The organism is Methyloligella sp. GL2, from assembly GCF_013341275.1.
In the GTDB taxonomy this organism is placed as follows: domain Bacteria; phylum Pseudomonadota; class Alphaproteobacteria; order Rhizobiales; family Methyloligellaceae; genus Methyloligella.
The window spans coordinates 3104699-3130383 of record NZ_CP054476.1 but is presented as its reverse complement, the minus strand read 5'-3'; the positions used below and the strand labels follow the sequence as shown (position 1 = coordinate 3130383).

The following is a 25685-nucleotide window of genomic DNA, read 5'->3' as shown; positions in this document are numbered from 1 at the left end:
AGGGTGTCTTTGTTCTTGCTCACCGCCGCTTTATAGCCGGGGAGGCGTTAAGGGGAAACTGCCGAAGTGCATGCGCCTGCCGGCTGATCGGCCTGACCCCCACCCCAACCCTCCCCCTTGCAGGGGGAGGGAACCTGGCACGTCGGGACTCTCCCCCCTGAAAGGGGGGAGCAGGAGGGGGGTCTAAAAGGCGGCTGAATGGTGGTGTCACCTCTCCCTCAGGGAGAGGTCGGTCCGAAGGACCGGGTGAGAGGTTAGGGACTCGCGATAGCACGGCACCCCCTCACCCCAGCCCTCTCCCCGCCGGGGAGAGGGAGCAGTCCGTGCGGCCCGCACGTCCGGCCAAGAGCAAAGTCGAAGGGAAATGGATCGCGCTAAGCCAGCGCGGCGATGGCGGCGCGCAGCTCCGGCAGGCCGTAGCCCTCCCGCGACGAGGTGATCAGGATCTCCGGATGCGCCGCCGGATGCTTGGCGAGCTCCGCGGCGAGCTTCTCCATCACCTTGGCCAGCTCTTGCGATTTCGGCTTGTCCGCCTTGGTCAGCACCACCTGATAGGAGACCGCGGATTCGTCCATCAGCGCCATGGTGGCGCGGTCGGAATCTTTCAGCCCATGCCGGCTGTCGACCAAGAGGAAGAGGCGGCGCAGCTCTTGCCGGCCTTTCAGATAATCCTCGATCAGCCGGTTCCAGCCTTTGATCTCAGACTTTGCCGCCTTGGCGTAGCCATAGCCGGGCATATCGACGAGATAGAGCGTGTCGTCCTTACCGAGGGTGAAGAAGTTCAGCTCCCGCGTGCGGCCCGGTGTGACCGAGACCCGGGCCAGCGCCTTGCGCCCCGTCAGAGCGTTGATCAGGCTGGATTTGCCGACATTGGAGCGTCCGGCGAAGGCCACCTCGTTGCGCCCGTCGGCCGGAAGCCCGTCGATCTTGACCACGCCTTTGACGAAGTCGCACCCCTGAGCGAACAGCCTTTCGCCCGCGGCAAGCGCTGCGGCGGCTTCGGCGTCGGGCTCTTCGATCTCTGTATCTGTCATGGGCGGTGATGGGGTCACGTCATGCCCGGGCTTGACCCGGGCATCCAGGGCTACGATCTCGGAGCTTGCCGCTCTGGATCGCCGGGTCAAGCCCGGCGATGACGAAGCGGAGCAGGGCTACCCCTTGCTGCCGCCCTTTGCGTCAGACTTGGAGCTGCCCTTGCCGCTATCCTTCTCGGCCGCCTTCGGCTTGATGCCGAGATTTTCCAGAAGCGGAATTTCCACGCCCTGGCGGGCCATGATCACCGATTGCTGCAGCACCGAGAGCGTGTTGTTCCAGGCCCAGTAGATCACCAGACCGGCCGGGAAGCTTGCCAGCAGGAAGGTGAAGAACACCGGCATCCAGGTGAAGATCTTCTGCTGCACCGGGTCCGGCGGAGACGGGTTCAGCTTCATCTGCACGAACATGGTGAAGCCCATGATCAGCGGCCAGATGCCGATCATCAGGAAGCTCGGCGGATCCCAGGGGATCAGCCCGAACAGGTTGAAGACGGTGGTCGGATCGGGCGCCGAAAGGTCCCGGATCCAGCCGAAGAACGGCGCGTGGCGCATTTCGATGGTGACGAACAGCACCTTGTACAGCGAGAAGAACACCGGGATCTGCACCAGGATCGGCAGGCAGCCCGCGGCTGGGTTCACCTTCTCCTTCTTGTACAGCGCCATCATCTCCTGCTGCTGGCGCATCTTGTCGTCGCCATAGCGCTCCTTGAGCTTCGCAAGCTCCGGCTGGAGCTTCTTCATCTTGCTCATGGAGACGTAGGATTTGTTCGCCAGCGGGAACAGGATCAGCTTGATGCAGAGCGTGACCAGCAGGATGGCGACGCCGAAATTCCCCACCAGCTTGAAAAAGAAATCCAGCGAATAGAACATCGGCCGGGTGAGGAAGTAGAACCAGCCCCAGTCGATCAGCCGGTCGAATTTCACGATGCCGAATTCGTCCGAGTAGTGGTCGAGAAGCCCGACCTCCTTGGCGCCGGCGAAGACGTGGCCCTCGGCCTCGGCGGTGCCGCCGGCCGGAACCGTCAGCCCGGACTCCAGATAGTCGGTCTGGAAGCGGTCCTTGCCGTTATTGTCCACCCCGGCAAAACGGGCGGTGAATTCCTTGCCCTGCTGCGGGATGACGGTGGTCGCCCAATATTTGTCGGTGATGCCGAGCCAGCCATTCTGGCTCTTCATGCTGACTTCCGGATCCTCCAGCGCATCCTTGTAGGAGATTTCCTCCAGACCGTCGTCGGTGACGCCGATCAGCCCCTCATGCAGGATGTAGAAGCCTTCCGTCTCCGGCAGCTCGTGACGCGAGACCAGCGCATAGCGGTGCAGGGTGACGTCCTGATCGCCGGCATTGGCGATCTCTTCCTTCACGCTGAACATGTAGTCGTCGTCAAGCGAGATGGTGCGGGTGAAGGTCAGCCCTTCGCCGTTATCGTAAGTCAGCACCAGCGGATGATCGGGGGTCAGCGGCGCCTCGCTCTCAGGCGTCCACACGGTCTCCGCATCGGGCAGCTTCAGCGTTTGCGTCTTGCTGCCGGCCACCCAGCCGGATTCGACGTAATAGGCATGCGGCGTGCCGGCAGGGGACAGCAGGATCACATCGGGGCTGTCCTTCTCCACCGTCACCCGGTAGCGCTTCAGGGTCAGATCGTCGATGCGGGCGCCTTTCAGCGCGATCGAGCCCTTCAGGCTCGGCGTATCGATCTCGATGCGCTTGGATGCGGCGATCGCCGCTTCGCGGCTGCGCTGCGGCTCGGTATTGCCGGGGCCAGGGGAGACCTGTCCATCCAGCGCCACCTCGCTATCGGGCTTTTGCGGTCCCGGCTGGCTCGGGTTCTCGATCTTCTCCTGCTGAGCCTTCTGCTCTTCCTGCTGTGGCAGGGCGAAGAAGAATTGCCAGGCGAACAATACGCCGATGGAAAGGATGATCGCCAGGATAAAATTGCGGTTGTTATCGTCCATGTCCGTCTGCCGAAGCCTGATCCTGGTCCGAAAAAATGCCGTCTTGCCCCGCTGCCGCCAGCCATTGCAGGCCATCCGGCCGGGAAGGTCGATCCCCTTGAATCAGGGCTTTATCGTTGTTGCCCTTGGATTTTTTGAGCCTCAGCGCTTCTCATGTCGCGGCCGGTGGACCCTGAGAAACGCCCGCTCAAGGTCGCTGATAAGCTCGATGAAGGGCCGTTGTAGCGTTCCTGACCGGGCGATCAAGACATAATCAAAGCCTTTTGCCGCATGAGCTTGCCCATGCAGCCGCACCAGCTCCTTCAGCCGGCGCCGTGCGCGGTTGCGCTGCACCGCTCCGCCGACCTTCTTGCTGGCGGTAAATCCGAACCGGATGCCCGCATCCTCAGGCGCTTCGGTCTCGGGCTTTCGCGCCCGCGCCTGCAGGATAAGTCCAGGCGTGACAAAACGCGCCCCGCCGCGTACCCGCAAGAATTCGGAACGTTTTTTGAGCCGTTCTATTGCTGTCACAGGGGCTGAGGCAGCCGCCTGGGGGCGCTACGCCGAAAGGCGCTTGCGGCCCTTGGCGCGCCGCCGTGCCAGAACCTGGCGGCCAGCCTTGGTCGCCATGCGGGCGCGGAAACCGTGGCGCCGCTTGCGGACGATCTTGCTGGGCTGAAAAGTGCGCTTCACTGCCGTTCTCCAATCAAAAACTTGGCCGGCTTATAGGTTGCGCTTGGCCGCAAGTCAACGGACGCGGCGCAACAAAAAGCCCCCTTGCCGTTAAGGCAAAGGGGCCTCGTTTTCGCATCGCGCCCGAAATGGGACGCGGATGGGACCTTCGATTTACTCGGACATCTCGTCCTTTTCGATCATGTCCCCTTGCTCGCCCATGCCTTCGTCGGTGGACTCGCCTTCCAGCATCTTGCTGTCGGACGTCTCCGATTCCTCCATCGGCTCTTCGCTGCCGGCAGTGGAATCGTCCATCTCGTCGCCCGAGGTCATGGCACCGTCTGCATTCTCGGCTTCGCCCATGGTCTCATCCGCAGCCAGGATGATCATCGGCTTGGCGTTGGCTTCCTTATTCGAGGCGCCCATCGGGCAGGCAGAGGCCGGCGCCGCAAGCGCCATTGCGGAAAAAAGAGCTGCAACGGCAGTCAAAGTCAGACGAAATTCCATGGCGGATCCTCCTAGTTGATCAGCTGTTCAGTTCCTCGGCAAAACGCGAATCATTCTTGCCCGAAACTTGCCATATTTGGAAGTCTCGCCGGGATAAGTTTCACACAAACCGCAAATTTGGGTTGCATAAATCTAAAAAACAGCCCGGCAGGCGACGATCCTTCGCGGCGGGGCGGCTACATCTTGTCGTCGCCTTCCATCATGCCCTCATCCTTCATCCCGTCGCCTTCCATCATGTCGTCGTCGCCTTCCATCATGTCGTCGGTCTTCATCCCGTCGTTTTTCATGCCGTCGTCCATCATACCTTCGTCGCCTTCCATCATGTCGTCGGCGGCGAGGATGATCTGCGGCGCGGCATTGGCGCCCTGGCTGGCGAACAGCGCTGCCGGGGATGCCGAAACGGCGGCGGGGGCTGCAAACAGCGCAGCGGCGAAGATAAAGGCGGTGGCGGTCAGACAGTTGCGGTTTTCCATTGGAAAAACTCCCTAAGGTCACGTGGTTGGTGTGCGTTCAAAAGGCTGTCTCGGCGGGCCGAGAAGCCAGTCAAAGTCTGGCCTAACCCCCAGGTTTTAGGAAGATTTTGGCGGATCACAATTGGTGACGGCCGTTCACGAGATCGAGAGAAAACGTGCGCGGGTCCGCCTCCTCGCGGTCCGCTTTGGCCTAGTCCATCGCCTCGCCTTCGGAGGCCATGCCGCCATCGCCCATCATGTCGTCGCCGGGCTCATCGCTAAAGGCGTCGTCGATCGGCGGCTCGCCGTCGGTCAGGTCGTAGCGGTCGTCCTCTCCGCCGTCGAAATCGTCGTTCTCGATCATCTTTTCCTCGCCCTTCATCTCGATCTCTTCGGCAAGGATGATCATGCCGGCTTCCCGCTGCTCGGAAAGCGAGTCGGCACTGACCGGTACGGCGAAGGAAAAGGCGGCGAAACTGCCCGCAACCGCGGCGGTGATGATGCGCATATCCATAGGAACGTCTCCTTTTATGAGTTGGCGGTCGAATCCGCCAGGAAGCATGACGCAACCGGCAAGAGCGGCAAACGACTTTCTCGCATCACAATTGCTGACGCCTTATCACAACCCTGCGACTTGGCATTTTCGGAAGCGGCGAAGCGCGCCTATCTAGGAGCCATGCCTATGCTCACCGAGCCGGCCTCCTCCGGCAAGCTGTCCCTGAAGCGGCTCTGGCCCCTGATCTTGCTGGTCGCCGCGGCCGGGCTCGTCTTTGCCCTCGGCGGCCACCGCTATCTGACATTGCAGCAGCTCGCCGCTCATCGCGAGGCCTTGCGCGGTATGCTCTCCGACCATCTGGCCCTCACCCTTGCCGCCTATATCGCCGTCTATGCGGTGAGCGTGGCGCTGTCGCTTCCCGGCGGCGCGGTTCTGACCCTGGCCGGCGGTTTCCTGTTCGGCTGGTTCTGGGGCGGCATGGCGGCGCTGGTCGCCGCCAGCATCGGCGCGGTGATCGTGTTCCTGATCGCCAAGGGCGCGCTCGGCGAAGCGCTGATCCCCAAGGTGGACACGCCGCTCGACAAGTTCCGCAAGAATTTCCAGGAAGACGCGTTCAGCTACCTGCTGTTCTTGCGCCTGGTGCCGGTCTTTCCGTTCTGGCTGGTCAATCTGGCGCCGGGTCTTCTCGGCGTTTCGTTTCGCACCTACACCCTGGCCACCGTGATCGGCATCATTCCCGGCACCTTCGCCTTCTCCATCGCCGGCGCCGGGCTCGACAGCGTGATTGCCGCCCAAACCGCCCGCTGCGCCGCCGAAACCGGCACCGAAGCGGCAAAAACTTGCCTGCAACTGGACGCTTCCTCTTTTCTCACGCCCCAGCTCGTTGCAGGCTTCGTCGCCCTCGGGTTACTGGCTTTTGTGCCGGTTATCGTAAAACGGTTGCGCAAAACGCCGTATTGATCGGGCGGCACCGGAGCCAGAAGCAGCTAGCGGCAAATCGGACGGATTGAATGAACGAAGTATTGCGGCCGGATCTTTGCGTGATTGGCGCAGGCTCGGGCGGGTTGTCGGTTGCCGCCGGAGCGGCGGCGTTCGGCGTTTCCGTCGTGCTGATCGAGCGCGGGCGCATGGGCGGCGATTGCCTGAACTATGGCTGCGTGCCCTCCAAGGCGCTGCTGTCGGCCGCCAAGCTGGCCGAGGGGATGCGCCAGGGGAGTACGTTCGGCATCTCGCCAAACCACCCGCATGTCGATTTCGGGCGCCTGCACGATTACATCCACAGCGTCATCGCCGATATCGCACCCAACGATTCCGCTGCCCGCTTCACCGGGCTCGGCGTCACCGTGATTCAGGGCGAGGCACGCTTCACCAATAAGCGCACCGTGGAGGCGGGCGAGCAGATCATCAAGGCGCGCCGCTTCATCATCGCAACTGGCTCTTCGCCGAAGGTCCCGGAAATCCCCGGGCTCGATACGGTGCCCTATCTCACCAACGAGACCATCTTCGACCTCACCGAAAAGGTCTCCCATCTCATTGTGCTGGGGGCCGGTCCCGTCGGGCTCGAGCTCGGCCAGGCCTATCGCCGGCTCGGCGCCGAGGTCACCATCGTCGATCAGGGCAAGCCGCTGGCCAAAAGCGATCCGGAGGCCGCCCGCGTCGTGATCGAGGCACTGAAGGGCGAGGGCATCGCCTTCCACACGGCCGCCAAGGTGGAGAATGTTGCGCTCGGCGCGCGCGGCCTGACCGTCACCGTCGCCAATACCGATGACAGCCAGGAGATTACCGGCAGCCATCTTCTTGTCGCCACCGGGCGAAAGCCCAATGTGGAGGGGCTCGGCCTCGACAAGGCGCGCATCCGCCATGACGAGACCGGCATCAAGGTGAACCGCCGGCTGAAGACAAGGAATGGCCGCGTCTACGCCATAGGCGACGTGACTGGCCCGCCGCAATTCACCCATATGGCGTCTCATCACGCCGAGCTGGTGGTGAAGAATGCGCTGTTCCGGCTGCGGCCGAAGCTCGATCTCAGTGCCGTGCCGCGCAGCCTCTATACCGATCCGGAGCTGGCCGAGATCGGTCTGACCGAGAGCGAAGCCCGCAAGCAATATGGCGGCAGGATCCGCATCCTGCGCTGGCCCTATGCCGATAACGACAGGGCGCAGGCCGAGCACAAGACGGCGGGCTTCATCAAGGTGATTACCTCGGAGAAGGGCAGCATCCTCGGCTGCGTCATCGTCGGGGCGGATGCCGGCGAGCTGATCGGGCTTTGGATCCTGGCCATCGCCAAGGCGCTGAAGATCGGCGATATCGCCGGGCTGATCCTGCCTTACCCGACCCTCTCCGAACTCGCGAAGCGAGCCGCCATCACCTATTATCAACCGCTCTTGCGTAAACCCTATTTGCGTCGTATCGCCGGCTTTCTGCGCAAGTTCGGCTAGACCGGGCAGAAAGACCCTGTCGTCAGCTTCGGAGCCCGTTGTGAACGAGCACGCTGCAAAAACCGGCAAGCGGAAAGAGAGGCGCCGCCTCGTCTGGCGTCCCGGCCTTTCCGCCAAGCTTCTGTTCCTCACCATCGTCTTCGTGATGCTGGCCGAAGTGCTGGTCTTCGTGCCCTCGGTCTCCAATTTCCGCCACCAATGGCTGGTCGACCGGCTGGCCGCCGCGGAGATTGCGGCGCTGGCCGCCGAGGCCGCCCCCAATGGCGAAGTGCCGATGAGCCTGCGCGACGAGCTTCTGATGAATGCCGGCGTGCTCGCCGTGCTGCTGCGCCGGCCGAACGCAAGGAAGCTGGTCCTCAATATGACGGCGCCGCGGGTGATCGACGCCACCTACGATCTGAGGACCAGGTCCTGGCCGATGATGATCGCCGAGACCATGGCGCTCTATTTCCAAAGCGACGACCGGGTGATCCGGGTGATCGGCGATCCCGGCATGGCCGATGGCGACACCATGATGGTGGTGATGGAGGAGGGGCCGCTCCGCGCCGCGGTGATCCGTTACAGCCTGGATATTTTGGGCCTGTCGATCCTGATCTCCGTCATCACCGGCACCTTGGTCTATCTGGCGCTGATCTGGCTCCTGGTGCGGCCGATGATGCGGCTCACCCGCAACATCGTGAATTTCCGCGACGATCCGGAGAGCCCGTCCAGCATCATCCGCCCCTCCAACCGCAAGGACGAGATCGGCCAGGCCGAGCATACCCTGGCTGCGATGGAGCACGAGCTGGCCAATACGCTGGGCCAGAAGCGGCGGCTTGCCGCCCTCGGCCTCGGCGTCAGCAAGGTGAACCACGATTTGCGCAACATGCTGTCCAGCGCCCAGCTTCTTTCCGACCGTCTCGGCGCGGTCGAAGATCCGACCGTGCAGCGCGTACTGCCCAAGCTGCTGGCTTCGCTGGAGCGGGCCATCCGGCTCTGCGCCCGCACCCTCGATTACGGCCAGGCGGAGGAAGCCGCGCCGGAGCGCGAGCGCCTCGCCTTACGTCCCTTGGTCGTGGAGATCGGCGAGAGCCTAGGCCTCCCCCGGGCCGGGACGGTCGACTGGAGCATCGACGTGCCGGACGATTTGGAGGTAGACGCGGACCGCGATCAGCTCTTCCGCGTGTTGAGCAATCTGGCGAAGAATGCGCTCCAGGCCATCGAGACCGCCAATGGCGGCACAGGGGCTGGCAAGGGAGCTAATAAGGGAGCGATTTCGGTGCGCGCCTGGCGCGACGGCGAGAGCAGCGTGATCGAGCTTGCCGATACCGGTCCCGGCGTTTCGGAGCGCGCCGCGGCGCATCTGTTTCAGCCCTTCCAGAGCGTGGCGCGCAAGGGCGGCGCCGGGCTCGGCCTCGCGATCGCGGCGGAGCTGGTCCAGGCCCATGGCGGCAGTATCGAGCTGACGGGAAATGAGGGGGGCGCCACCTTCCAGGTGGCGATCCCCGATTATGTTGCCGGCGGCAAAGCCGGCCGGCGTGCGGCCTAGGCCGCAGGCGCCCGTGCGCTACTCGACCTTCTTGGCTTTGGCCCTGGCGGGCTTGCCTTCCGGCTTCTTGCCCTCGAAGGCGATCTTCCGATAGACCTCGCCCTTCTTCTTGATCTTGGTGGTCCAACCGTCGCCCCAGTCGATCACCGCGATATTCTTCTTCTCTTTCCAGGTGCCCTTCAGGGCCTCGTCGGTGCGTTGACCCGAGGCGCTGCCGTCATCGGCCAGCGTGATGGTCATCGGCTTGCCCTGGGTGTCCTTGGTCTCGTATTTGCCGACATAGTCGCTCGCGGCAAAAGCGGCGCCCGCCGAAATGGCGACCGCGATAAGCGCGGCGCAAACCGCCGCAAAAACTCTATGAAAAGAGAAATACGCTTGCATGGCTGCTTCTCCTCCGGATTTGAAGCGCACTTATTATGGCAACAACCGCGTCGGCGGGTTTGGGTTCCAAGCTTCGCAACCGAGTCTCATGCGAAGCTTCAATACGAAGCGCCGATACGAAGGCTCAATACGAAGCCTTGATAGGAGGCCTTGCCTTCCTGCCAACAAGGTATTAGGTAGGGCGGCTCGGGCCGCCGTTCCACCGGCGGACCGCATCATGCGGTTTCCGCAAATCTGCGGCCGAAATCCTTAAGCGCCGGTAGCTCAGCTGGATAGAGCACCAGACTACGAATCTGGGGGTCGGGAGTTCGAATCTTCCCCGGCGCGCCACTTCCCCTTTTCCATGCGAGATCAGGTGTCGAGAGAGCCTAAGCTCTCCGCCGCGTAGGGCAGGTCCTCGCGCAGCATCGCCGTCGCCCGGCTATGCACCTCCAGCTCTTGCATCAGCCAAGCCTTGAAGGCGTTGCGCAATTCCGGCTCGCCCCCGGTCTTGAACTGCATGAAATACAGCGAGGAGTTGGACTTCCGCACCTTGCCGATCGGTTTGACCAGCTCGCCGGCCTGCAGCAGATCGGCCGCGACGATGTCATCGCCGAGCGCGATGCCTTCTAGCGCCCGCACCTTGTTGAAGATGGTCTGGGTGGAATGGAAGATCGGCCCCTCCAGCAGACCGGGATGGCGCGTGCCCGCACTCGTCAGCCAGGCCGTCCAACCCGATGGGTCCCGCTCATGCAGCAGCGTGAAGCCGGCCAGATCCTTCGGCTCGGACAGCACTGTTCCGTTCCGCAGCAGCCTTGGGCTGCAGACGGGAAACTCGTAGCCCGTCCGCAACAGGATGGAGTCGAACTCCGGCCAGTTGCCCCGGCCATAATGGATCGCGACATCCGCATCGGCCTTGAGAAAATCGTCGATATCTTCGCCGAAGGCGATATCGAGCTGAACCTCCGGCATCACCGACTGCATCTTGTCGAACCGCGGCCCGAGCCAGGTCTCGATGAAGCCCGGATCGGCGACGATCTTCAGCCGCTTCCTGGCCGAGACCGTCCGGTGGCGCTGGCTGACCAGGTCGGTCACCGCCGCGATCTCCTCGAAGGCGTTGGACACCGTGTGGAAATAGGTGCGGCCGGCGTCGGTCAGAACGACCTTGCGATTCAGCCTGCGGAATAGCGGGACGCCCAGCCAATCCTCCAGCTTGGCGATCTGATGGCTCACCGAAGACGGCGTGACGCAGAGCTCTTCGGCGGCGCTCTTGAAGCTTCCATGCCGCGCGGCCGCTTCGAAAGCCCTGAGCGCGATCAGATGTGGCAGCGTCTTCTTCATGTCTTTCAGATGAATGTAATCGATCCGAACAGATCGATAAACATCGTTTGTGCAATGCAGCAGTTCCGGGACAGCATCGCTGGAAATCAACTTGAGCTGCGACGCCGTTGGCAGCTTTCCAGGATCTATAGGGGCGACACCGATATGTTTGAACGACTGCTGGATACGATGCTTGTACGCCGCGCCGCCGGTGCGCTGATCGCGCTCGCCATGGTGGGAACGGCCGCACCGCTGCCCGCCGCCGCGGAGGACAATGTCGTCACCGTCTCGGCATGGGCGGAATACATCCCGCAAGAGGTGATCGACGGGTTCGAGAACAAGACCGGGATCAAGGTCATCTATAACCCGTTCGACACGCTGGAGACCCTTGAGACCAAGATGCTGACCGGGGATAGCGGCTACGACGTCATCTTCCCCAGCGCCTTTATGGCCGACCGGCTGATCAAGATCGGGGCGCTCTCGCCGCTCGATCAGGACAAGCTGCCCAATAGCGGCAATCTCGATCCCAAGATCATGGCGCTGCTCGCCCGCCACGATAAGGGCAACCGCTATGGCGTGCCCTATCTCTGGGGCACCACCGGGATCATGTACAATCCGGCGCTGATCGAAGAGCGCATGAAGGATGCGCCGGTGGATAGCCTGGCGATGATCTTCGATCCCAAGATCGTCTCCAAATTCGCCGATTGCGGCGTGGCGATTATCGACTCGCCGGAAGAGATCGTCTCCATCGCCCTGAACTATCTCGGCCTCGATCCCTACAGCACCGACCCGGAGGATTTTAAGAAGGTCGACGCGCTGTTCGCGAAGATCCGCCCCTACATTACGAACTTCAACACCGCCGCCATGATCAACGATATGGCGCAAGGCAATCTCTGCCTGGCGCTTGGATGGAGCGGCGATGCCGGGCTTGCTTACGCCCGCGCCGAAGAGGCGGGCAACGGTGTCGAGGTCTACTATTCGATCCCGAAACAGGGCACCGACATCTTCTTCGATTTCCTGTCGATCCCGGCCGATGCGCCCGATCCGGACAACGCTTACGCCTTCCTGAACTATCTGATGGAGCCGGAGGTGATCGCCACCGTGACCAACAGCTATTTCTATCCCAACGGCAACGCGGCCTCGCTGGACTATGTCGACGAGGCGGTAAAGAGCGACCCGAACGTCTATCCGCCGGAGGATCTGATGGCGAAGCTGTTCCCCAACCTGCCGCGCGACCCGAAGACGCTTCGCATGACCACCCGGACCTGGAGCCGCTTCAAGACCGGCAATTAAAGCCGGCAACCGAGGCGCCGGCCGGACAGCTTGTCGGCTGGCGCCTCGGCTCCCATCCCAGCTGAAAACCGGACGGCATCACGCCGTCCCTCTCTCGTCTCCACTGTCGGAAAGGACACGATCGTGAGCGATACCCCAAGCACGCCTTTCGCCGAAGGCTACCGCATGCCGCCGCGGTTCGACGAGCACGCCCGCACTCTGGTGAGCTGGCCGCCTATCGAAGAAGGCGCCGGCACCGACGTCCCTGGTTTCCGCAACGAGATCGAATCTCTGGTGCGCGGCATCGCCGCTTTCGAGCCGGTCACTCTCATTGCCGATCCGGCCGATATTGCCGAGGCGAGGGCGCGTTGCGGCGACGTGGCGGAGGTCGTGGAGATCCCGATTGATGTCTGCTGGATCCGCGACAACGGCCCGGTCTTCGTCCGCAATGAGATCGGCGAGGTGGCCGCGGTGCATTTCGGCTTCAATGGCTGGGGCGAACGATTCGCATGCCCGAAGACCCAGGAGATGCCCTCGAAGATCGCCGAGCATCTCGGGGTGAAATGCTTCCGCACCTCGTTCATCGGCGAGGGCGGCGGCATGAGCGTCGACGGAGAGGGGACCTTGATCACCACGGCGCAGAACATGCGCAACGTCAACCGCTATGCCGGCATGAGCCGCCAGACTATCGAGGAACACCTGCACGAATATCTCGGCATCGAGAAGGTGATCTGGCTGCCCTTGGGGCTCTATGAGGACAGCGGGACCGACGGCCATGTCGACAATGTCGTGGAATACGTCGCGCCCGGCAAAGTGCTGGCCCAGGTGGTGCGGGACAAATCCAATCCGAACTACGACCTGTTGCGGGAGAACCTTGATATATTGCGCACGGCCCGCGATGCGCGGGGCCGACAGCTCGAGATCATCGAAATGGATGTTCTGCCTTACAGCACCGAACCGCCAGGAAAGCGTCTGGCTATTCCCTACACCAACGCCTACGTGCTCAACGGCGCGATTGTCGCGCCCGAGGTCGATCCGGCGCTGGACGATCGCGGGTTCGCGATTCTACAGGAAGCCTATCCGGGCCGCGAAATCGTCACCTGCCGCAGCGAATGGCAGGCTGTGGGCGGCGGCGGGATCGGCTGCGTGACCCAGCAGGTTCCGGTAGCGAAGAACGACAAGGACGAAGACCGATGCGCGAAGTGACCGTTGCCGCCACTCAGATGGCCTGTAGCGATGTCGTCGAAGAGAATGTTGCCAAGGGGGAGAAGCTCATCCGCGAGGCGGCGGAACGCGGCGCCAATATCGTGCTGCTGCAGGAGCTCTTCGAGGGGCATTATTTTTGCCAGGACGAGCTGGCCGAGAACCTGAAGCGGGCGAAGCCCGTCGAAGGCCACTCGACGCTGGAGCATTTCAGCGCCCTGGCGAAGGAGCTGGGCATCGTCCTGCCGGTCTCGTTTTACGAGCATGCCGGCAATGCCCGCTTCAACTCGATCGCGATCATCGATGCCGACGGCAGCAATCTCGGCACCTACCGCAAGACCCATATTCCCCATGGTTTCGGCTATCAGGAGAAGTTCTACTTCTCCCCGGGCGATACCGGCTTCCGCGTCTGGGATACCGCCTTCGGCCGCATCGGCGCCGGCATCTGCTGGGATCAGTGGTTTCCCGAAAGCGCCAGATCCATGGCGCTGATGGGGGCCGAGATCCTGTTCTTCCCCACCGCCATCGGCTCCGAAGTCGGCAACGAGCAGTGGAATTCCGCGCCCCATTGGCAGCGGGTGCAGCAGGGCCATGCCGGCGCCAATCTGGTGCCGCTGGTGGCTTCCAACCGCGTCGGCACCGAGGAAGGCAAGGCCGGCACGGAGATGACCTTTTACGGCTCGTCCTTCATCGCCGATCAGTTCGGCGAAAAGGTGCAGGAGGCCGACAGCACAGCGGAGGCCGTGCTGACCCACAGCTTCGATCTCGACGAGATCGCGCGCCATCGCGACTATTGGCATATCTTCCGTGACCGGCGCCCGGAGCATTACGGTCCCATCGCCACGATGACCGGCCGGCCGGCCAAGTAGCGGGTGAAGTAACGGGCCAAATAGCGGGCCAAGTCGGCGCCAAGGTCGTTCGCCTCAGCGCGGCCTGAGGATCCAATCGACCGCGGCGGGGAGATCGTCCACCACCGCGGTCGGTCTCGGCTCGACTGCATCCTCGTCGCCCTCGCGGTATTTGCCGGTGCGCACCAGGAGCCCGGCACCGATCCCGGCGGCGAGCGCGCCGGCAACGTCGGATTCCGCATCGTCACCCACCATCACCGCCTCCTCCGGCGGGCAGGACAGCGTCTCCAGCGCCAAGTGGAAGAACTCCGGCGAGGGCTTGCCGAGCACATGCGCCTGCCGCTGGGTGGCGTATTCCAGCGCCGCCACGAAGGCGCCGGCATCCAGGCTCAACTCGTCGTCGATATCCTTGAAGGTGCGGTTGCGGGCCAGCGCCAGAAATTCCGCCCCGCCGATCAGGCTGCGGAAGGCGGCATTCAGCGCCTCATAGGTGAAGTCGTGCCCGGCATCGCCGACGATCACCGCTTCGCCCGCATCGCCGCCGCAGCCGGAAAACTCCGGTTTCAGATCCTCGTGCACCAGGAGATGCGGCGCCAGCTTGTGGGCATTCAGCCAGTCGCAGGCCGCCTTCGCCGGGGTGTAGACCTCGTCGGGGGCGATATCGAAGCCCATAGCCTGCAGCCGCTGGACCAGCACGCCTTTCGGCGTCCGGGTCGTGTTGGTGAGAAAGCGCACCCCGAGCCCGGCGTCGCGTAAGCGTGCAATGGCCTCGATGGCGCCAGGAATTGCGGCTTCGCCCTGATAGACAACGCCTGCCAGATCGAGCAGCACAGATTTCGTCATGGGGCCGAGGGCAATCCGCTTGAGAGTGAAAGGCTTGGACGACCCAAGGATTCCGCCAAAACCCGGACGGCGAAAGCCCTAATTGGCAAAAAACGCAAGTTTCAGCTCTCAGCTTCGCCTCTGAGTGCCGCCTTTCCTGAGGCACAAACGCGCAAGGCATCGGCCCTGCCACAATATCTGCATAGACATTTTGTTCCTTGCGCGCGCGAGACGGCGGCTCAGACACCGTCTTGCCGAAATTTCTCTAATGATCGTTGCGACTTAGCTGTCGGCTACGCCTTGCCGTGCGGAAGGCTCGGCAATCGCTCAAGCGCCACGAAGTGAGTATTGAATGCGCCTCGTTCGCGACCTCCTGACCGTCTTCTGTCTGCTCTGCGCCCTTATTAGTGCTCTTGCCGCTGGACTCGGCCCCGCAAGCGCCCAGACGCTGGGCTTCCCCTTTACCGATCCGGCTGCAGCGCAAGAGAAGAAGGCGGAAGCCGCGCCGGAAGAGAAGGCACCCGAGGCGGAGAAGAACGATGCCTCTGCAGCGCCGCTTTCCATTCCAAAAGAGGTGGTCGATCCCGACATCCCCGCCAACGAGCTGAAGATGCGGCTCGCACCGCTCACCAAGGACCAACTGACCAAGGTTGCCGGCGAGTGGCTGCTGATCGTCCAACGCTGGACCAACATGGTGGTGGAGAAGCAGTTGGAGGTGCTTCGCGCGGAGGGTCCGCTGGAGGATGCCAGCCGTGACACGCTGATCGAGTTCATCAACAAGCGGAATGCGCTGTTCAACAAGTTCAATATCGTCGTCGACGCCCTCGAGCAGAAAGGCGGCAACAAGGATCTGATTCAGGAATACCGCTCCTTCCGCGATGCCATCCTCGTGGAGGAAGCACGCTCCAGCGATTTCGAGACCATCGTAACGCGGCTGCGCAGCTGGCTGGTCGCGTGGGATGGCGGCGTCAAAGTCGGCAGCAATCTTCTGATCATTGTGATCGCCGGTCTAACGCTCCTCGTGGTCGCGCGCCTGGTACGGCGCGCCGTGAAAGGCTGGATCCGCCACGCCCGCCAGCTCTCCAAGCTGCTGCAGAGCTTCATCGTGAAGTTTGTCTATTGGCTGGTTCTGGCCTTCGGTTTGCTCGTGGTGATCGCCGCGCTCGGCATCGACATCACGCCGATCTTCGCCCTGATCGGCGGTGCCTCCTTCATCATGGCCTTCGCCTTCCAGGACACGCTCAGCAATCTCGCCTCCGGTCTGATGATCATGATCAACCGCCCCTTCGACGAGGGCGACTATGTCGATGTCGGCGGCGTGGCCGGCACGGTAACGGCCGTGAGCATCGTCGCCACCACCGTCGTGACCCCCGACAATCAGATCATTGTCATTCCCAACAAGCAGGTCTGGGGCCAGGTCATCACCAATGTCACCGGCTCCACCACGCGGCGCGTCGATCTGGTCTTCGGCATCGGCTACGGCGACAGTATCGAGAAGGCCCAGAAGGTGCTGGAGGAGACCATCGCCGCCCATCCTCTGGTGCTGATCGATCCGGTGCCGATCATCCGCGTCTCCGAGCTCGGCGACAGTGCGGTGAACTTCATCGCCCGCCCCTGGGTGCGCAGCGAGAATTACTGGACCGTGTTGTGGGATTTGACCCGCCAGGTGAAGGAAGCCTTCGACCGCAACGGCATCTCCATTCCCTTCCCGCAGCGGGACTTGCACGTCTATGGCCGGTCGCTGCCGGCAGCGCCGGAAAGCTCCGCACCGTCCCCCCGCGTCAAAACCGATGCGGCGACCGCGGTGGCGCAAGGCGACGAAGGCTATGACGGGGATGACGGCGACAAATAGCCGGCGTTAAATTTCGCTCGGCGGCCCGGTCTCAGCGTTGGCGATGGATAGAGAGAAAAACGGCAAGCCCCGACGCGTGCGGCGCCGGGGCCCTACGCGAGAGACGCACCATCAATTGGTGATGTCGAAATCCATGTCCTTGAAGTCGTAGAGCATCTTCTGCTGCCAGATGCCGTCTTCCTCCACCGGCACCTTGTGCATCTTGATCTTGTTGACCTTCAGCTCGCCGGTCTTGTCGTCGACCCAGAAATCGATGTCGTAGTACTCGTTCTGGGTGCCCTTCTTTCGGAAGTCGGTGCAGATGAAATACTCGCCGTCCTTCTTCAGCCGGCGCACCGGCTGGTGGATCTCGACGAATTCCAGCGGTACCGATTGGCCGGTTTCCTCGTTCTCGACCATCAGCGCGCCGCCCTTCTCCTTGTGATCGGCGATGTAGTTATGCACCGCGCTCATCACGTGCCAGGCGCGGATCACCTCCGTCTCGCCGGGATGCTCGGAGACCGGCAGCCACCACCAGGCCACGGGAAGCCGGGTGACCATGATCCAGCCGTCGCCGTCGCGCTTCGGCCCCTTCTGAACCCGGATATCCATCAGCTTGAGCTTTTCGCCCTCCGGCTTGAACCAGAAGTCGAGCGCGTATTGCTTCTTCGGTTCGGCCTCGTCGTGGAAGATCAGATTGGCGAACCAGCCATAGCCCGCCATGCCGCGGACGATACGGGTCTTCTCGAACACCAGATCCAAATCCTGGTTGATGCGCGGATCGTGGAATTGGAACACCCCGTCTTCGCTGCGGGCATCCATCACCTGCTTCACCGCCTGGTTCACATCCTCCTCGGTGAATTCCTTGGAGAGGGTCTGCGGCTTGGCGCTCATCGGGCTGGCCTGATGGCCCATCGCGTCATGCTCGCCCATCCCCACCGCGGCGCCTTCTTCAGCGCCGTTGGCCGCCAGGTCCTTGGCGATGAAGAACTCCTTGGCCTTTTCCAGGTTTTCGTCCGGGTTCTCCAGGAAGGCGGTCTTCGAGCCCTCCGAGCCGAAGCAATAGGTCTTGCCGGCGGGATTCGTCCAATTGATCGAGCAATCGGTCTCCACCACCTGACCGGTGGCGAGCCCCATGGCGCAAAGATTGTCGAATTCGCCGTCCTCGGCCGCGGCGGGCAGGGCGAGGGCAAAGGCGAAGAGAAAACACGTCGTCAGGGCAATTGCCCCAACGCGAAATGCCGGAGCGAAGCCCCGGAATGAAATGCACGGCATCGAACGCTTCTCCCATATCTCATCTCAGCAGAAGCCGATGCCGGCTGCGGGCTTATGAGCGTTGCGCCGTCTCTTCCGGCACCAGCATGACGTGCAACAAGGCTCGCGCTCTCGCAGGCGGAAGGCAAGCTTGAAAGGCCTCAGGTCACGGTAAAATGAACGCGCGTGAGACATGTCTCCCGAAGCGCCAGGAGGGCAGATGCGAAACCGCGCGGGGCAGGGCTTAGCGCTGCACCAGCTCCACGCGCCGGTTCTGCGCCCGGCCCGAGTCCGAGCTGTTGCTTGCGACCGGCGCCAGCGGTCCGACCCCTGCCGGAATGATCCGCCCCTGCGCGATGCCGTGCTGGCCGGAGAGCGCCGCCACCACCGCCTCGGCGCGGGCGCGCGACAAGGCGAGGTTCGCTTCGTAAGAGCCGACACTGTCGGTATGGCCGACGATATAGACCGACATATCGGGGTGCTGGGAAAGCAGCTTCGCCATCTCGGTCAGCGCTTCGTTCGATTCCGGCTTCAAAGTCGCCTTGGCGAAGTCGAAATAGATATTGTTCAGCGCCACCTTGCCGGTCTCGGCGATGCTCTTCGCCATCGCATCGGCGTCCACCATCTTCTCTTCCATGGCAGCGACCTGCATGATGTCGAGATGCACGATGGCGTGCTCGAAGGTCTGCTTGAAATAGCTGAAATTGTTCTGCGCCACGTAGAGCCCGACATAGAGCGTGCCCTCCTTGTTGCGCACGGCCAGATAGTGATCGTCCGACAGGCCGGAGAAAGCCATGCCCGAAACCTGGCCGCTGGTGGCGAGCTGCCGCTCGCGCGGATAGATCACCCACTGACCGAAAGCTCTGTTCCACGTGCCGCACTCCTCGCCCGAGCAAGCGAACAGGGTCTCGAAGCCGCGCTCCTTTAGTGCCTTTTGGTAGTTGCGGTAGACCTCCAGGGTAGAGCGGCCCTTCGGCGCCACGTAGAGCAGCCGGGTCATCTCGCCTTCCAGTTCCTGCACCGTCTCGGCGGTCCACTTGCCGTCCTTCTTCACCGCCGGCCCCAATGGCAGATCGTAGGCATCGAAGCTCTTATGCTCGTAGCCGATCAGACAGGAGCCCTCGTAGCGGGGAATGCCCGGATAGTCGGAGACGCCTTCGGCGTCCTGGCAGGCCTCTTGGGCAGTGGCAGGAAAGGTGCCGAGAACGAGCATCATTCCGGCGATCAGAAAGCTGGCAATGCGTCTCATCACTGAATTCGTCCCTCGATTTTGGTGCAAGTCGTCGGTCCGCCGCGGGCCCGCAAGGAGTCTCGCTGGAGTCTTGGACGACGTAGCGCCATTGTTTCCACGCAAATTCCTTATGAGAATGCACAATCGTTTGTGATTTTCCGAGTATAGAGGCGTCAATGCAACCCAGCACCGATTGGCAGCTCGATAAAGAGCAAGCCCGCGTCCGTGCCCCGCGCGAAGGGGCGGCGACGTTCCAATCGCCGAGCTATGCCGCCGCATGCGAACGGCTCTCCTTCAGCGATGGGTTTGCGGTGTGCGGCGTCGAGGCGTGCTGCGAGGCGGAGACCGCATTCGAAGCGCCGCCAAACGGCGAGGCTGCGCTTTACCTGCAATGCCTCGCTTCCGGCGCCTGCACCTTCTATTCCGGGCAGAGGAGCCGCGATCTGGCGCTCGATCCGGCCAGGCCCGCCGCCTTTCTGTTCGCTTCCGGCGGCATCACCGGCTGGGCCGCCCCGGCCGATACGCCGCTGAAGATCGTCAGCATCGACCTATCGGAGGCTCAACTCGCCGAATGGTTCGGGGGGAGCGTGCCGCGCCGCCTGCGCCGGCTGCTTCTGTCGCAAGAGCCGGGCGCGCTTCCTGTGCCGCCCGCCGCTGCCGCCTACCTCAATAGCCTCGCGGCCGAGGTCGCCGGCACAAGGCGAAAGAGCAGCATCCGCCGTATGGCGATTGAAGGTGCGGCCCTGCAAGCCGTCTCTGCGACCTTGGAGGGGCTGGCCGAAGATGGCAGGGGGGAGACCCGCGGTCTGACCGTTCAGGAGGAGCGCGCTCTCGACCGGGTGCGCGAGAAGCTGCTCGCCGACTTGCGCAATCCCCCCGATTTGATCGTCCTCGCCGCAGAGGCCGGCATGGCGCCGCGCCGGCTCCAGGCGGCCTTCCGAGCCCGCTTCGGCGTGAGCCTGTTCCAAGCCTTGCAGAATGCCCGGCTCGATTACGCCAAGGCCGCGCTGCTTGAAGGACGCGCTTCGATCAAGGAGATCGCCTGGCGCATCGGCTATACCCATCAGGCGAGCTTCACCCACGCCTTCCGCAGCCGCTTCGGCGTCCCGCCCAGCGCCGTCCTCCGCCGCTAGCCGGCAAACGCGGCAATTCCCGCGGCGCCAAGCGCCGTCAGCACGACGACGATCCAGGGCGGGAGTTTCCACACGGTGAGCGCGACGAAGGCGGCGAGCGCCAGGGCGAAATCCTTCGGTCCCAGCACCGCGCTTTGCCAGACCGGATGATAGAGCGCAGCGGCGAGGATACCGACCACAGCCGCATTGGCCCCGCGCATGCCCGCCTGCACTAGCGGGCGGCCGCGAAGCGCATCCCAAAACGGAAGCGCGCCGACCAGAAGCAGCATGCCGGGCAGAAACAGCGCCACCAGGCAGAGCGCGGCGCCGGCGATGCCGTTGGGTTCCGGCCCCACGGCCGCGCCGAGATAGGCGCCGAAGGTGAAGAGCGGTCCGGGCACGGCCTGCGCCGCACCGTAACCGGCGAGGAACGCATCCTCGCTGACCCAGCCAGGCGGCACGACTTCCGCCTGCAGCAGCGGCAGCACCACATGGCCGCCGCCGAACACCAGCGCGCCTGCGCGGTAGAACGCATCCGCATAGGCGACGCCTTGTGCGCCCGAAAGGCTCGCCGCGAAGGGGAGGCCAATCAAAAGCCCGAAGAAGGCGATGAGCGCGAGAACGCCAACGCCCCGCGAGACCGGGAAGCCCAGCGTGGCGCTCGGCTGCACCGTTTCCCCCCGGCAAAGCGCGAGTCCCGCGAGGACGCCGAGAACGATGGCCGCGATCTGCCCCAGTGCGCTGGCGAGGAATAGCACCAGCACCGCGGCGGCGACTGCGATCCCGGCGCGCACAGCATCGGGGCAAAGGCTCCGTGCCATGCCGTAAACCGCTTGCGCCACCACCGCGACGGCCACCAGCTTCAGCCCGTGCAGGATACTCTCCCCGACAGGCCCGCCGAACGCCGCCGCGCCGAATGCGAAGATCACGAGCGCGATGGCCGAGGGAAGCGTGAAGGCGCACCAAGCCGCCAAAGCGCCCAAGGTCTTCGCCCGGTAAAGCCCGAGCGCAAACCCCACCTGGCTGCTCGCCGGGCCGGGCAGGAATTGGCAAAGCGCGATCAGATCGGCATAGGCGCCGTCATCCATCCAGCGCCGTCGCAGGATCAGCTCGTCGCGGAAATAGCCGAGATGCGCGACGGGTCCGCCGAATGAGGTCAGCCCGAGCTTGAGAAAGGCGCCGAAGACTTCGCCCGCCGATCCGCGCGATGCGCCAGAGGGAGCGTCCGCTGTGCTGGTCATGCTCACCCGTCCGTTGCCTCGACGCGTCAGTTTACGGCAAACGCCGTGATGCTGGGAGCCGGACCATGGCGAAACCCGGTGAAGCCTCTATGACATTTATGACAGGGCTCTGAGCTCTTCGCGAAGCTGCTCCGGATCGCCGTTGACCCTGCTTTCCACTTTCAGCTTTGCCGATGTGCCTAGCGGCAAGGCCTTCGAGGAGAACAGCGGAAGCATGGTGCAGGGCTGGAGCGGAACGATGGATCAACTCGGCGCCTATCTTGCCGACGCGGGATAGACGCTCCGCTCAGAATGCGGCGTCGTCGGCGCTCTCCGCGGCGGCCACGGCGGATGCCGCCTTGGCTTCGTCGATCGCCTTGCGTGCCGCCGTCATGGCGGTGGGCAGGTCTTTTCGGAAATGCACCTCCGGCGGCTTCAGCCCTTGCGCGTGCAGCATCTTGCGGATCGCCGGATTGGCGCCGGAGATGAAGATCGCCGTGCCCCGCTGCAGTCCTTTGCGCAGGAAGCCTTCGATGGTCGCCGCCGCGGTGGAATCCAGGAACGGCACTGCCGAGACGTCGATGACATAGGCTTTGGGCTTGGCGGCGATCCGCTCCAGCGCATTGGCGACGCTCGCCGCAGCGCCGAAGAAGAACGCGCCGGAGATGCGGCAGACCGCGATCTCGCGCCCGCCCGCCTCGGAAGGATCGTACGCCTCCCGCGCCTCCCCCTCGATCCGGTCGGCCTTATCCTCCAAGGCGAGCCCCGCCTCCACCTCCACCGATTGCGACATGCGGTGCAGGAAGAGCAGCGAGGCGGCGGCGAAGCCGACCAGAATGCCGGTGGTGAGGTCGACGAACACGGTGAGCAGGAAGGTGACCAGCAGCACCACCGCATCGCCCCGGCTGGCCTTGAGCAGCGTTGCGAAAGCATGCCGCTCCGACATGTTCCAGGCGACGGTGGCGAGCACGCCGGCCAGTGCCGCCAGCGGAATGAAGGCGGCAAGCGGCGCGGCCACCACCAGGAACAGCAGCAGGAAGCCCGAATGCAGCATGCCGGAGACGGGGCCCCGTGCCCCGGAGCGGATATTGGTTGCCGTGCGCGCGATGGTGCCGGTGACGCAGAATCCGCCGAACAGCGGTGCGGCGATATTGGCGATGCCTTGCGCCACCAGCTCGCAATTGGAGCGGTGCCGCCGCCCGGTCATGCTGTCGGCGACCACGGCGGAGAGCAGGCTCTCGATACTGCCGAGCAGCGCGAAGGAGGCCGCCGCCGGCAGCACCGCGATGGCCTTGGCAAGGCTGATTTCCGGCAAGGCCGGGCTCGGCAGCGAGGCCGGAATGCCGCCGAAGCGCGTGCCGATGGTCTCCACATCCAGCCCCAGCCCCCAGGCGGCGAGCGAGGCGCCGACCACAGCGATCAGCATGGAAGGCCAGCCCGGCCGGGTGCGGCGCAAGCCCATGATGACGACGATGCTGGCGAGGCTCAGCACCACGGCCGAGACGCTGATGCTGGGCAGTGCGTCCCACAGCGCCACCAGCTTGGGCAGAAGCGGGCCCGGCTCTCCATTCGGCATGGCGAGGCCCAGAAGCTCCTTGATCTGGCTTGCGAAGATGATCAGCGCGATGGCCGCAGTGAAGCCGACGGTGACGGGGTAGGGGATGAACTTCACGAAGGTGCCGAGGCGCAGGAAACCGGCGAGCATCAGAAATACGCCGGAGATCATGGTGGCGAGCAGCAGCCCCTCCACCCCGTGCACCGCCACGGTGGTCGCCACCACCACGATGAAGGCGCCGGCCGGGCCGCCGATCTGGAACCGGCTGCCGCCGAGTGCGGAAATCAGAAACCCGCCGATGATCGCCGTATAAAGCCCGCGATCCGGCGTCACCCCGGAGGCGATGGCGATGGCCATGGAAAGCGGCAGGGCGACAATGGCGACGGTGAGCCCGGCAATGGCGTCGGCGCGGAAATCGGACAGCCCATAGCCTTCCCTCAGCACCGTGATCAGCTTCGGTGTGAAGAGCGCTTTGAAGCTCGGCTCCTGCGCGGGGCTCGCCATGTCTGTTGCCGCTTCGTCGTCCCTTGAGGCCGGGGTCCGGCCGTTATTCGCCCTTGAGCCGCACGCCGCGGCCGCCGCCCATGCTCGCCGCACCTTCGCCGATCAGCTCGATTCCGGCACGGTCCAGCGCCTCCGCCACCTTGGTGAGGCTGTCCACCACCCCGCGCACCGTGCCTTCGCTGGCCTCCATGCGCTGGATCGTGGGGAGCGAGACGCCGGAAAGCTTCGCCAAGCCCCGTTGATCGAGCTTGAGCAGTGCCCGGGCGGCACGCATTTGAGCGGCTGTAATCACAGCGATCTATATCTCATCCATGGCTATTTTGGTATGCGACATCATGAATGATGTTTTATACATCACCTGTTCGCATCTTCTAGCCTGCGGGATGCGGTTTTGCCAATATGCCGGCCATGAAGCGCTTAAGGGCCATGCGCCAGCGCCCGGTCGTCCTCTCGATGATCGCCACGCTGGTTTTCTATACCTGCCTGCTTGCCTGGCAGGTGCCGGCCATGGCGCTCGCCCGGCTGCTGGCGCCGGAGCTCGCCGCCCAGACCATCGTGCTGTGCACCTCGAGCGGCCCGCGCGTCGTCGCCGTCGATCAGGACGGCCAGCCGATCGAGAATTCGCATCTGCCGGACCCGGGCAAATCCTGCCCGGTCTGCCAGGGCGTCGCCGGTGCGGTCACCCCGCTCCTGCCCGATGCGCCGGCCCTCGAGGGGCCCAAAGTCTGGATCGCGCTTCACTTCGATGCCGAAACGGCGACGAGCCAAGGGCGCCGTCCGTTCATCCGCAAGGGCCACGATCCGCCTTTCTCGTCCTGACGTCTGATCACCTGCCGTCTCTCCCGACCCGCGCAAGCTTCGCGCCAAGCCGGTTCGGACGGCTGTATTTTTACGTTCGGATTTCAAGGATCGAAGAACAATGCTTGTTGGAAAATTGCCGGCCTCCATGGACCGGCGCCGCGTGAGCCCAGCCGAGCTCGCGGCGGCTATCACCCTTTCGCTCGGCGCCTTTTTTGCGCCCGACGATGCCAAAGCCCACGACTATAGCCTGCCGCCCGGCACCGCTTTGAGCATCGGAAACGAGCATGCCATCCGCGCCGACAGCCACGGCCCCATCGGCGTGATGGGCGATCATATGCATCATGCCGGCGAGTGGATGCTCTCCTACCGCTATATGCATATGGGCATGGAGGGGAACCGGATCGGCGACGACAGCGTCTCGCCCGACCATATCGTCACCACGGTGCCGAACCGCTTCTTCGGCGCGCCGATGCAGCCGCCGACATTGCGCGTCGTGCCCACCGAGATGAACATGGACATGCACATGTTCGGGGCCATGTATGCACCGACCGATAACCTCACCCTGATGGCCATGGTCACCTATCTCGACAAGAACATGGACCTCCTCACCTATCAGGGGATGATGGGCACCACCCGGCTCGGCACCTTCTCGACCGGGGCGAGCGGCATCGGCGACACCAAGATCTCCGCGCTCTACCGGCTGCATGACGATGCGGTGAATCACCTGCATCTCAATCTCGGCCTGAGCCTGCCCACCGGCAGTATCGACGAGGAGGGCAGGGTGCTGACGCCCATGGGCATGCGGCCCACAATGCGGCTGCCCTATTCCATGCAGCTCGGCACCGGCACCTACGATCTGATGCCGGGCATCACCTATACCGGCCGCAAGGGCAGCGTCTCCTGGGGCGCGCAATATATCGCCACGCTTCCGCTGGAGAGTGCCAATGACGAAGGCTATGCCTGGGGCGACAAGCATGAGGTGACCGCCTGGGCGGCCTATGAATGGGCACCCTGGATCAGCACCTCGTTCCGGATCGATGCCTCGACCCAAGATCCGATCGACGGCATCGATCCCAACATCGTGGCCCCGGTGCAGACCGCCAACCCCGCCTTCTATGGCGGCGACGAGGTGCAGCTTCTGCTCGGCGCCAATATGGTCGGCCAGCGCGGCGTCTTGCGCGGCCAGCGCCTGGCTTTCGAATTCGGCCTGCCCGTCTATCAGGACCTGAACGGCCCGCAGATGGAGACCGACTGGACCATGACCGTCGGCTGGCAGAAGAGCTTCTAGATGAG

26 protein-coding genes and 1 tRNA gene are annotated in these 25685 nt (G+C 63.6%); 12 read left to right on the top strand and 15 right to left on the bottom strand.

What is annotated here, in order from left to right; genetic code table 11:
* Window positions 1-374: 374 nt before the first annotated feature.
* The 7 genes from yihA to HT051_RS14530 all read right to left on the bottom strand — a co-directional run bounded on the left by yihA (window position 375) and on the right by HT051_RS14530 (window position 5111).
* Window positions 375-1034, bottom strand: a complete 660-nt coding sequence (gene yihA / locus HT051_RS14560) for a ribosome biogenesis GTP-binding protein YihA/YsxC (protein WP_174542700.1) — start codon at window positions 1032-1034, stop codon at window positions 375-377.
* Window positions 1035-1151: 117 nt separating this feature from the next.
* The gene (yidC, locus tag HT051_RS14555) at window positions 1152-2987 is read right to left on the bottom strand and encodes a membrane protein insertase YidC (protein WP_174542699.1); all 1836 of its coding nucleotides are present in this window, start codon (window positions 2985-2987) and stop codon (window positions 1152-1154) included.
* 141 nt (window positions 2988-3128) lie between these two features.
* Window positions 3129-3497 carry a ribonuclease P protein component gene (gene rnpA / locus HT051_RS14550; RefSeq protein WP_174542698.1) on the bottom strand — a complete coding sequence of 123 codons (369 nt, stop codon included), beginning with the start codon at window positions 3495-3497 and terminating at the stop codon, window positions 3129-3131.
* 27 nt (window positions 3498-3524) lie between these two features.
* Entirely contained in the window at window positions 3525-3659 is a 135-nt protein-coding gene (gene rpmH / locus HT051_RS14545) for a 50S ribosomal protein L34 (protein ID WP_069096272.1), read from the bottom strand.
* Window positions 3660-3812: 153 nt separating this feature from the next.
* Window positions 3813-4145, bottom strand: a complete 333-nt coding sequence (locus tag HT051_RS14540; RefSeq protein WP_174542697.1) for a hypothetical protein — start codon at window positions 4143-4145, stop codon at window positions 3813-3815.
* A gap of 176 nt (window positions 4146-4321) precedes the next feature.
* Complete coding sequence (locus HT051_RS14535; RefSeq protein ID WP_174542696.1) at window positions 4322-4618, bottom strand: hypothetical protein; 297 nt, start codon at window positions 4616-4618, stop codon at window positions 4322-4324.
* A 190-nt stretch (window positions 4619-4808) separates the two neighbouring features.
* Window positions 4809-5111: a hypothetical protein gene (locus tag HT051_RS14530; protein ID WP_174542695.1), complete on the bottom strand. Its 303-nt coding sequence runs from the start codon at window positions 5109-5111 to the stop codon at window positions 4809-4811.
* Window positions 5112-5279: 168 nt separating this feature from the next.
* Between HT051_RS14530 and HT051_RS14525 the strand changes: the two genes are divergently transcribed.
* The 3 genes from HT051_RS14525 to HT051_RS14515 are packed head-to-tail and all read left to right on the top strand — an operon-like array spanning window position 5280 to window position 9059.
* Complete coding sequence (locus tag HT051_RS14525) at window positions 5280-6053, top strand: TVP38/TMEM64 family protein (RefSeq protein ID WP_174542694.1); 774 nt, start codon at window positions 5280-5282, stop codon at window positions 6051-6053.
* A 50-nt stretch (window positions 6054-6103) separates the two neighbouring features.
* Window positions 6104-7531, top strand: coding sequence for an NAD(P)/FAD-dependent oxidoreductase (locus tag HT051_RS14520; protein WP_174542693.1), 1428 nt, complete (start codon window positions 6104-6106; stop codon window positions 7529-7531).
* A 40-nt stretch (window positions 7532-7571) separates the two neighbouring features.
* Entirely contained in the window at window positions 7572-9059 is a 1488-nt protein-coding gene (locus HT051_RS14515; RefSeq protein ID WP_246810111.1) for a HAMP domain-containing sensor histidine kinase, read from the top strand.
* Between the two features lie 18 nt (window positions 9060-9077).
* On the opposite strand, the gene HT051_RS14510 is transcribed toward HT051_RS14515, so the two are convergent.
* Entirely contained in the window at window positions 9078-9440 is a 363-nt protein-coding gene (locus HT051_RS14510; RefSeq protein ID WP_174542692.1) for a hypothetical protein, read from the bottom strand.
* Window positions 9441-9693: 253 nt separating this feature from the next.
* Between HT051_RS14510 and HT051_RS14505 the strand changes: the two genes are divergently transcribed.
* Window positions 9694-9770, top strand: a tRNA-Arg gene (locus HT051_RS14505).
* A 21-nt stretch (window positions 9771-9791) separates the two neighbouring features.
* On the opposite strand, the gene HT051_RS14500 is transcribed toward HT051_RS14505, so the two are convergent.
* Window positions 9792-10760, bottom strand: coding sequence for a LysR family transcriptional regulator (locus tag HT051_RS14500; protein ID WP_174542691.1), 969 nt, complete (start codon window positions 10758-10760; stop codon window positions 9792-9794).
* A 144-nt stretch (window positions 10761-10904) separates the two neighbouring features.
* Here HT051_RS14500 and HT051_RS14495 point away from each other — a divergent pair, with 144 nt between their 5' ends.
* From HT051_RS14495 to aguB, 3 genes are all read left to right on the top strand, one after another.
* Window positions 10905-12032, top strand: a complete 1128-nt coding sequence (locus HT051_RS14495; protein ID WP_174542690.1) for a polyamine ABC transporter substrate-binding protein — start codon at window positions 10905-10907, stop codon at window positions 12030-12032.
* Window positions 12033-12155: 123 nt separating this feature from the next.
* Complete coding sequence (locus HT051_RS14490; protein WP_174542689.1) at window positions 12156-13217, top strand: agmatine deiminase family protein; 1062 nt, start codon at window positions 12156-12158, stop codon at window positions 13215-13217.
* Complete coding sequence (aguB, locus tag HT051_RS14485; protein ID WP_174542688.1) at window positions 13205-14083, top strand: N-carbamoylputrescine amidase; 879 nt, start codon at window positions 13205-13207, stop codon at window positions 14081-14083. Before HT051_RS14490 ends, aguB begins: the two co-directional genes overlap by 13 nt.
* Window positions 14084-14137: 54 nt before the next feature.
* Here the strand turns inward: aguB and HT051_RS14480 are convergent, their stop codons facing one another.
* Complete coding sequence (locus HT051_RS14480) at window positions 14138-14905, bottom strand: TIGR01458 family HAD-type hydrolase (protein WP_174542687.1); 768 nt, start codon at window positions 14903-14905, stop codon at window positions 14138-14140.
* 331 nt (window positions 14906-15236) lie between these two features.
* Between HT051_RS14480 and HT051_RS14475 the strand changes: the two genes are divergently transcribed.
* Entirely contained in the window at window positions 15237-16736 is a 1500-nt protein-coding gene (locus tag HT051_RS14475) for a mechanosensitive ion channel family protein (protein ID WP_174542686.1), read from the top strand.
* A 111-nt stretch (window positions 16737-16847) separates the two neighbouring features.
* Here HT051_RS14475 and HT051_RS14470 read toward each other — a convergent pair whose 3' ends face one another.
* Together HT051_RS14470 and HT051_RS14465 are read right to left on the bottom strand one after the other, a co-directional pair.
* Window positions 16848-17990, bottom strand: a complete 1143-nt coding sequence (locus tag HT051_RS14470) for a hypothetical protein (RefSeq protein ID WP_174542685.1) — start codon at window positions 17988-17990, stop codon at window positions 16848-16850.
* A gap of 223 nt (window positions 17991-18213) precedes the next feature.
* Window positions 18214-19218, bottom strand: a complete 1005-nt coding sequence (locus HT051_RS14465) for an OmpA family protein (RefSeq protein ID WP_174542684.1) — start codon at window positions 19216-19218, stop codon at window positions 18214-18216.
* A gap of 158 nt (window positions 19219-19376) precedes the next feature.
* On the opposite strand from HT051_RS14465, the gene HT051_RS14460 reads away from it, so the two are divergent.
* Window positions 19377-20333 (top strand): AraC family transcriptional regulator, encoded by a 957-nt coding sequence (locus HT051_RS14460; RefSeq protein WP_174542683.1) that lies wholly within the window; start codon window positions 19377-19379, stop codon window positions 20331-20333.
* On the opposite strand, the gene chrA is transcribed toward HT051_RS14460, so the two are convergent.
* Complete coding sequence (chrA, locus tag HT051_RS14455) at window positions 20330-21553, bottom strand: chromate efflux transporter (RefSeq protein WP_174542682.1); 1224 nt, start codon at window positions 21551-21553, stop codon at window positions 20330-20332. The two genes, HT051_RS14460 and chrA, sit on opposite strands and share 4 nt — an antisense overlap.
* A gap of 142 nt (window positions 21554-21695) precedes the next feature.
* Between chrA and HT051_RS15225 the strand changes: the two genes are divergently transcribed.
* Window positions 21696-21830 (top strand): hypothetical protein, encoded by a 135-nt coding sequence (locus HT051_RS15225; RefSeq protein WP_256395772.1) that lies wholly within the window; start codon window positions 21696-21698, stop codon window positions 21828-21830.
* 9 nt (window positions 21831-21839) lie between these two features.
* On the opposite strand, the gene HT051_RS14450 is transcribed toward HT051_RS15225, so the two are convergent.
* Window positions 21840-23591, bottom strand: a complete 1752-nt coding sequence (locus HT051_RS14450; protein WP_174542681.1) for a SulP family inorganic anion transporter — start codon at window positions 23589-23591, stop codon at window positions 21840-21842.
* Between the two features lie 43 nt (window positions 23592-23634).
* Entirely contained in the window at window positions 23635-23883 is a 249-nt protein-coding gene (locus HT051_RS14445) for a helix-turn-helix domain-containing protein (RefSeq protein WP_174542680.1), read from the bottom strand.
* Window positions 23884-23999: 116 nt separating this feature from the next.
* Here HT051_RS14445 and HT051_RS14440 point away from each other — a divergent pair, with 116 nt between their 5' ends.
* Complete coding sequence (locus HT051_RS14440; RefSeq protein ID WP_174542679.1) at window positions 24000-24410, top strand: DUF2946 family protein; 411 nt, start codon at window positions 24000-24002, stop codon at window positions 24408-24410.
* Between the two features lie 100 nt (window positions 24411-24510).
* The gene (locus HT051_RS14435; protein ID WP_208454339.1) at window positions 24511-25680 is read left to right on the top strand and encodes a hypothetical protein; all 1170 of its coding nucleotides are present in this window, start codon (window positions 24511-24513) and stop codon (window positions 25678-25680) included.
* The last annotated feature ends 5 nt before the right edge of the window (window positions 25681-25685 follow it).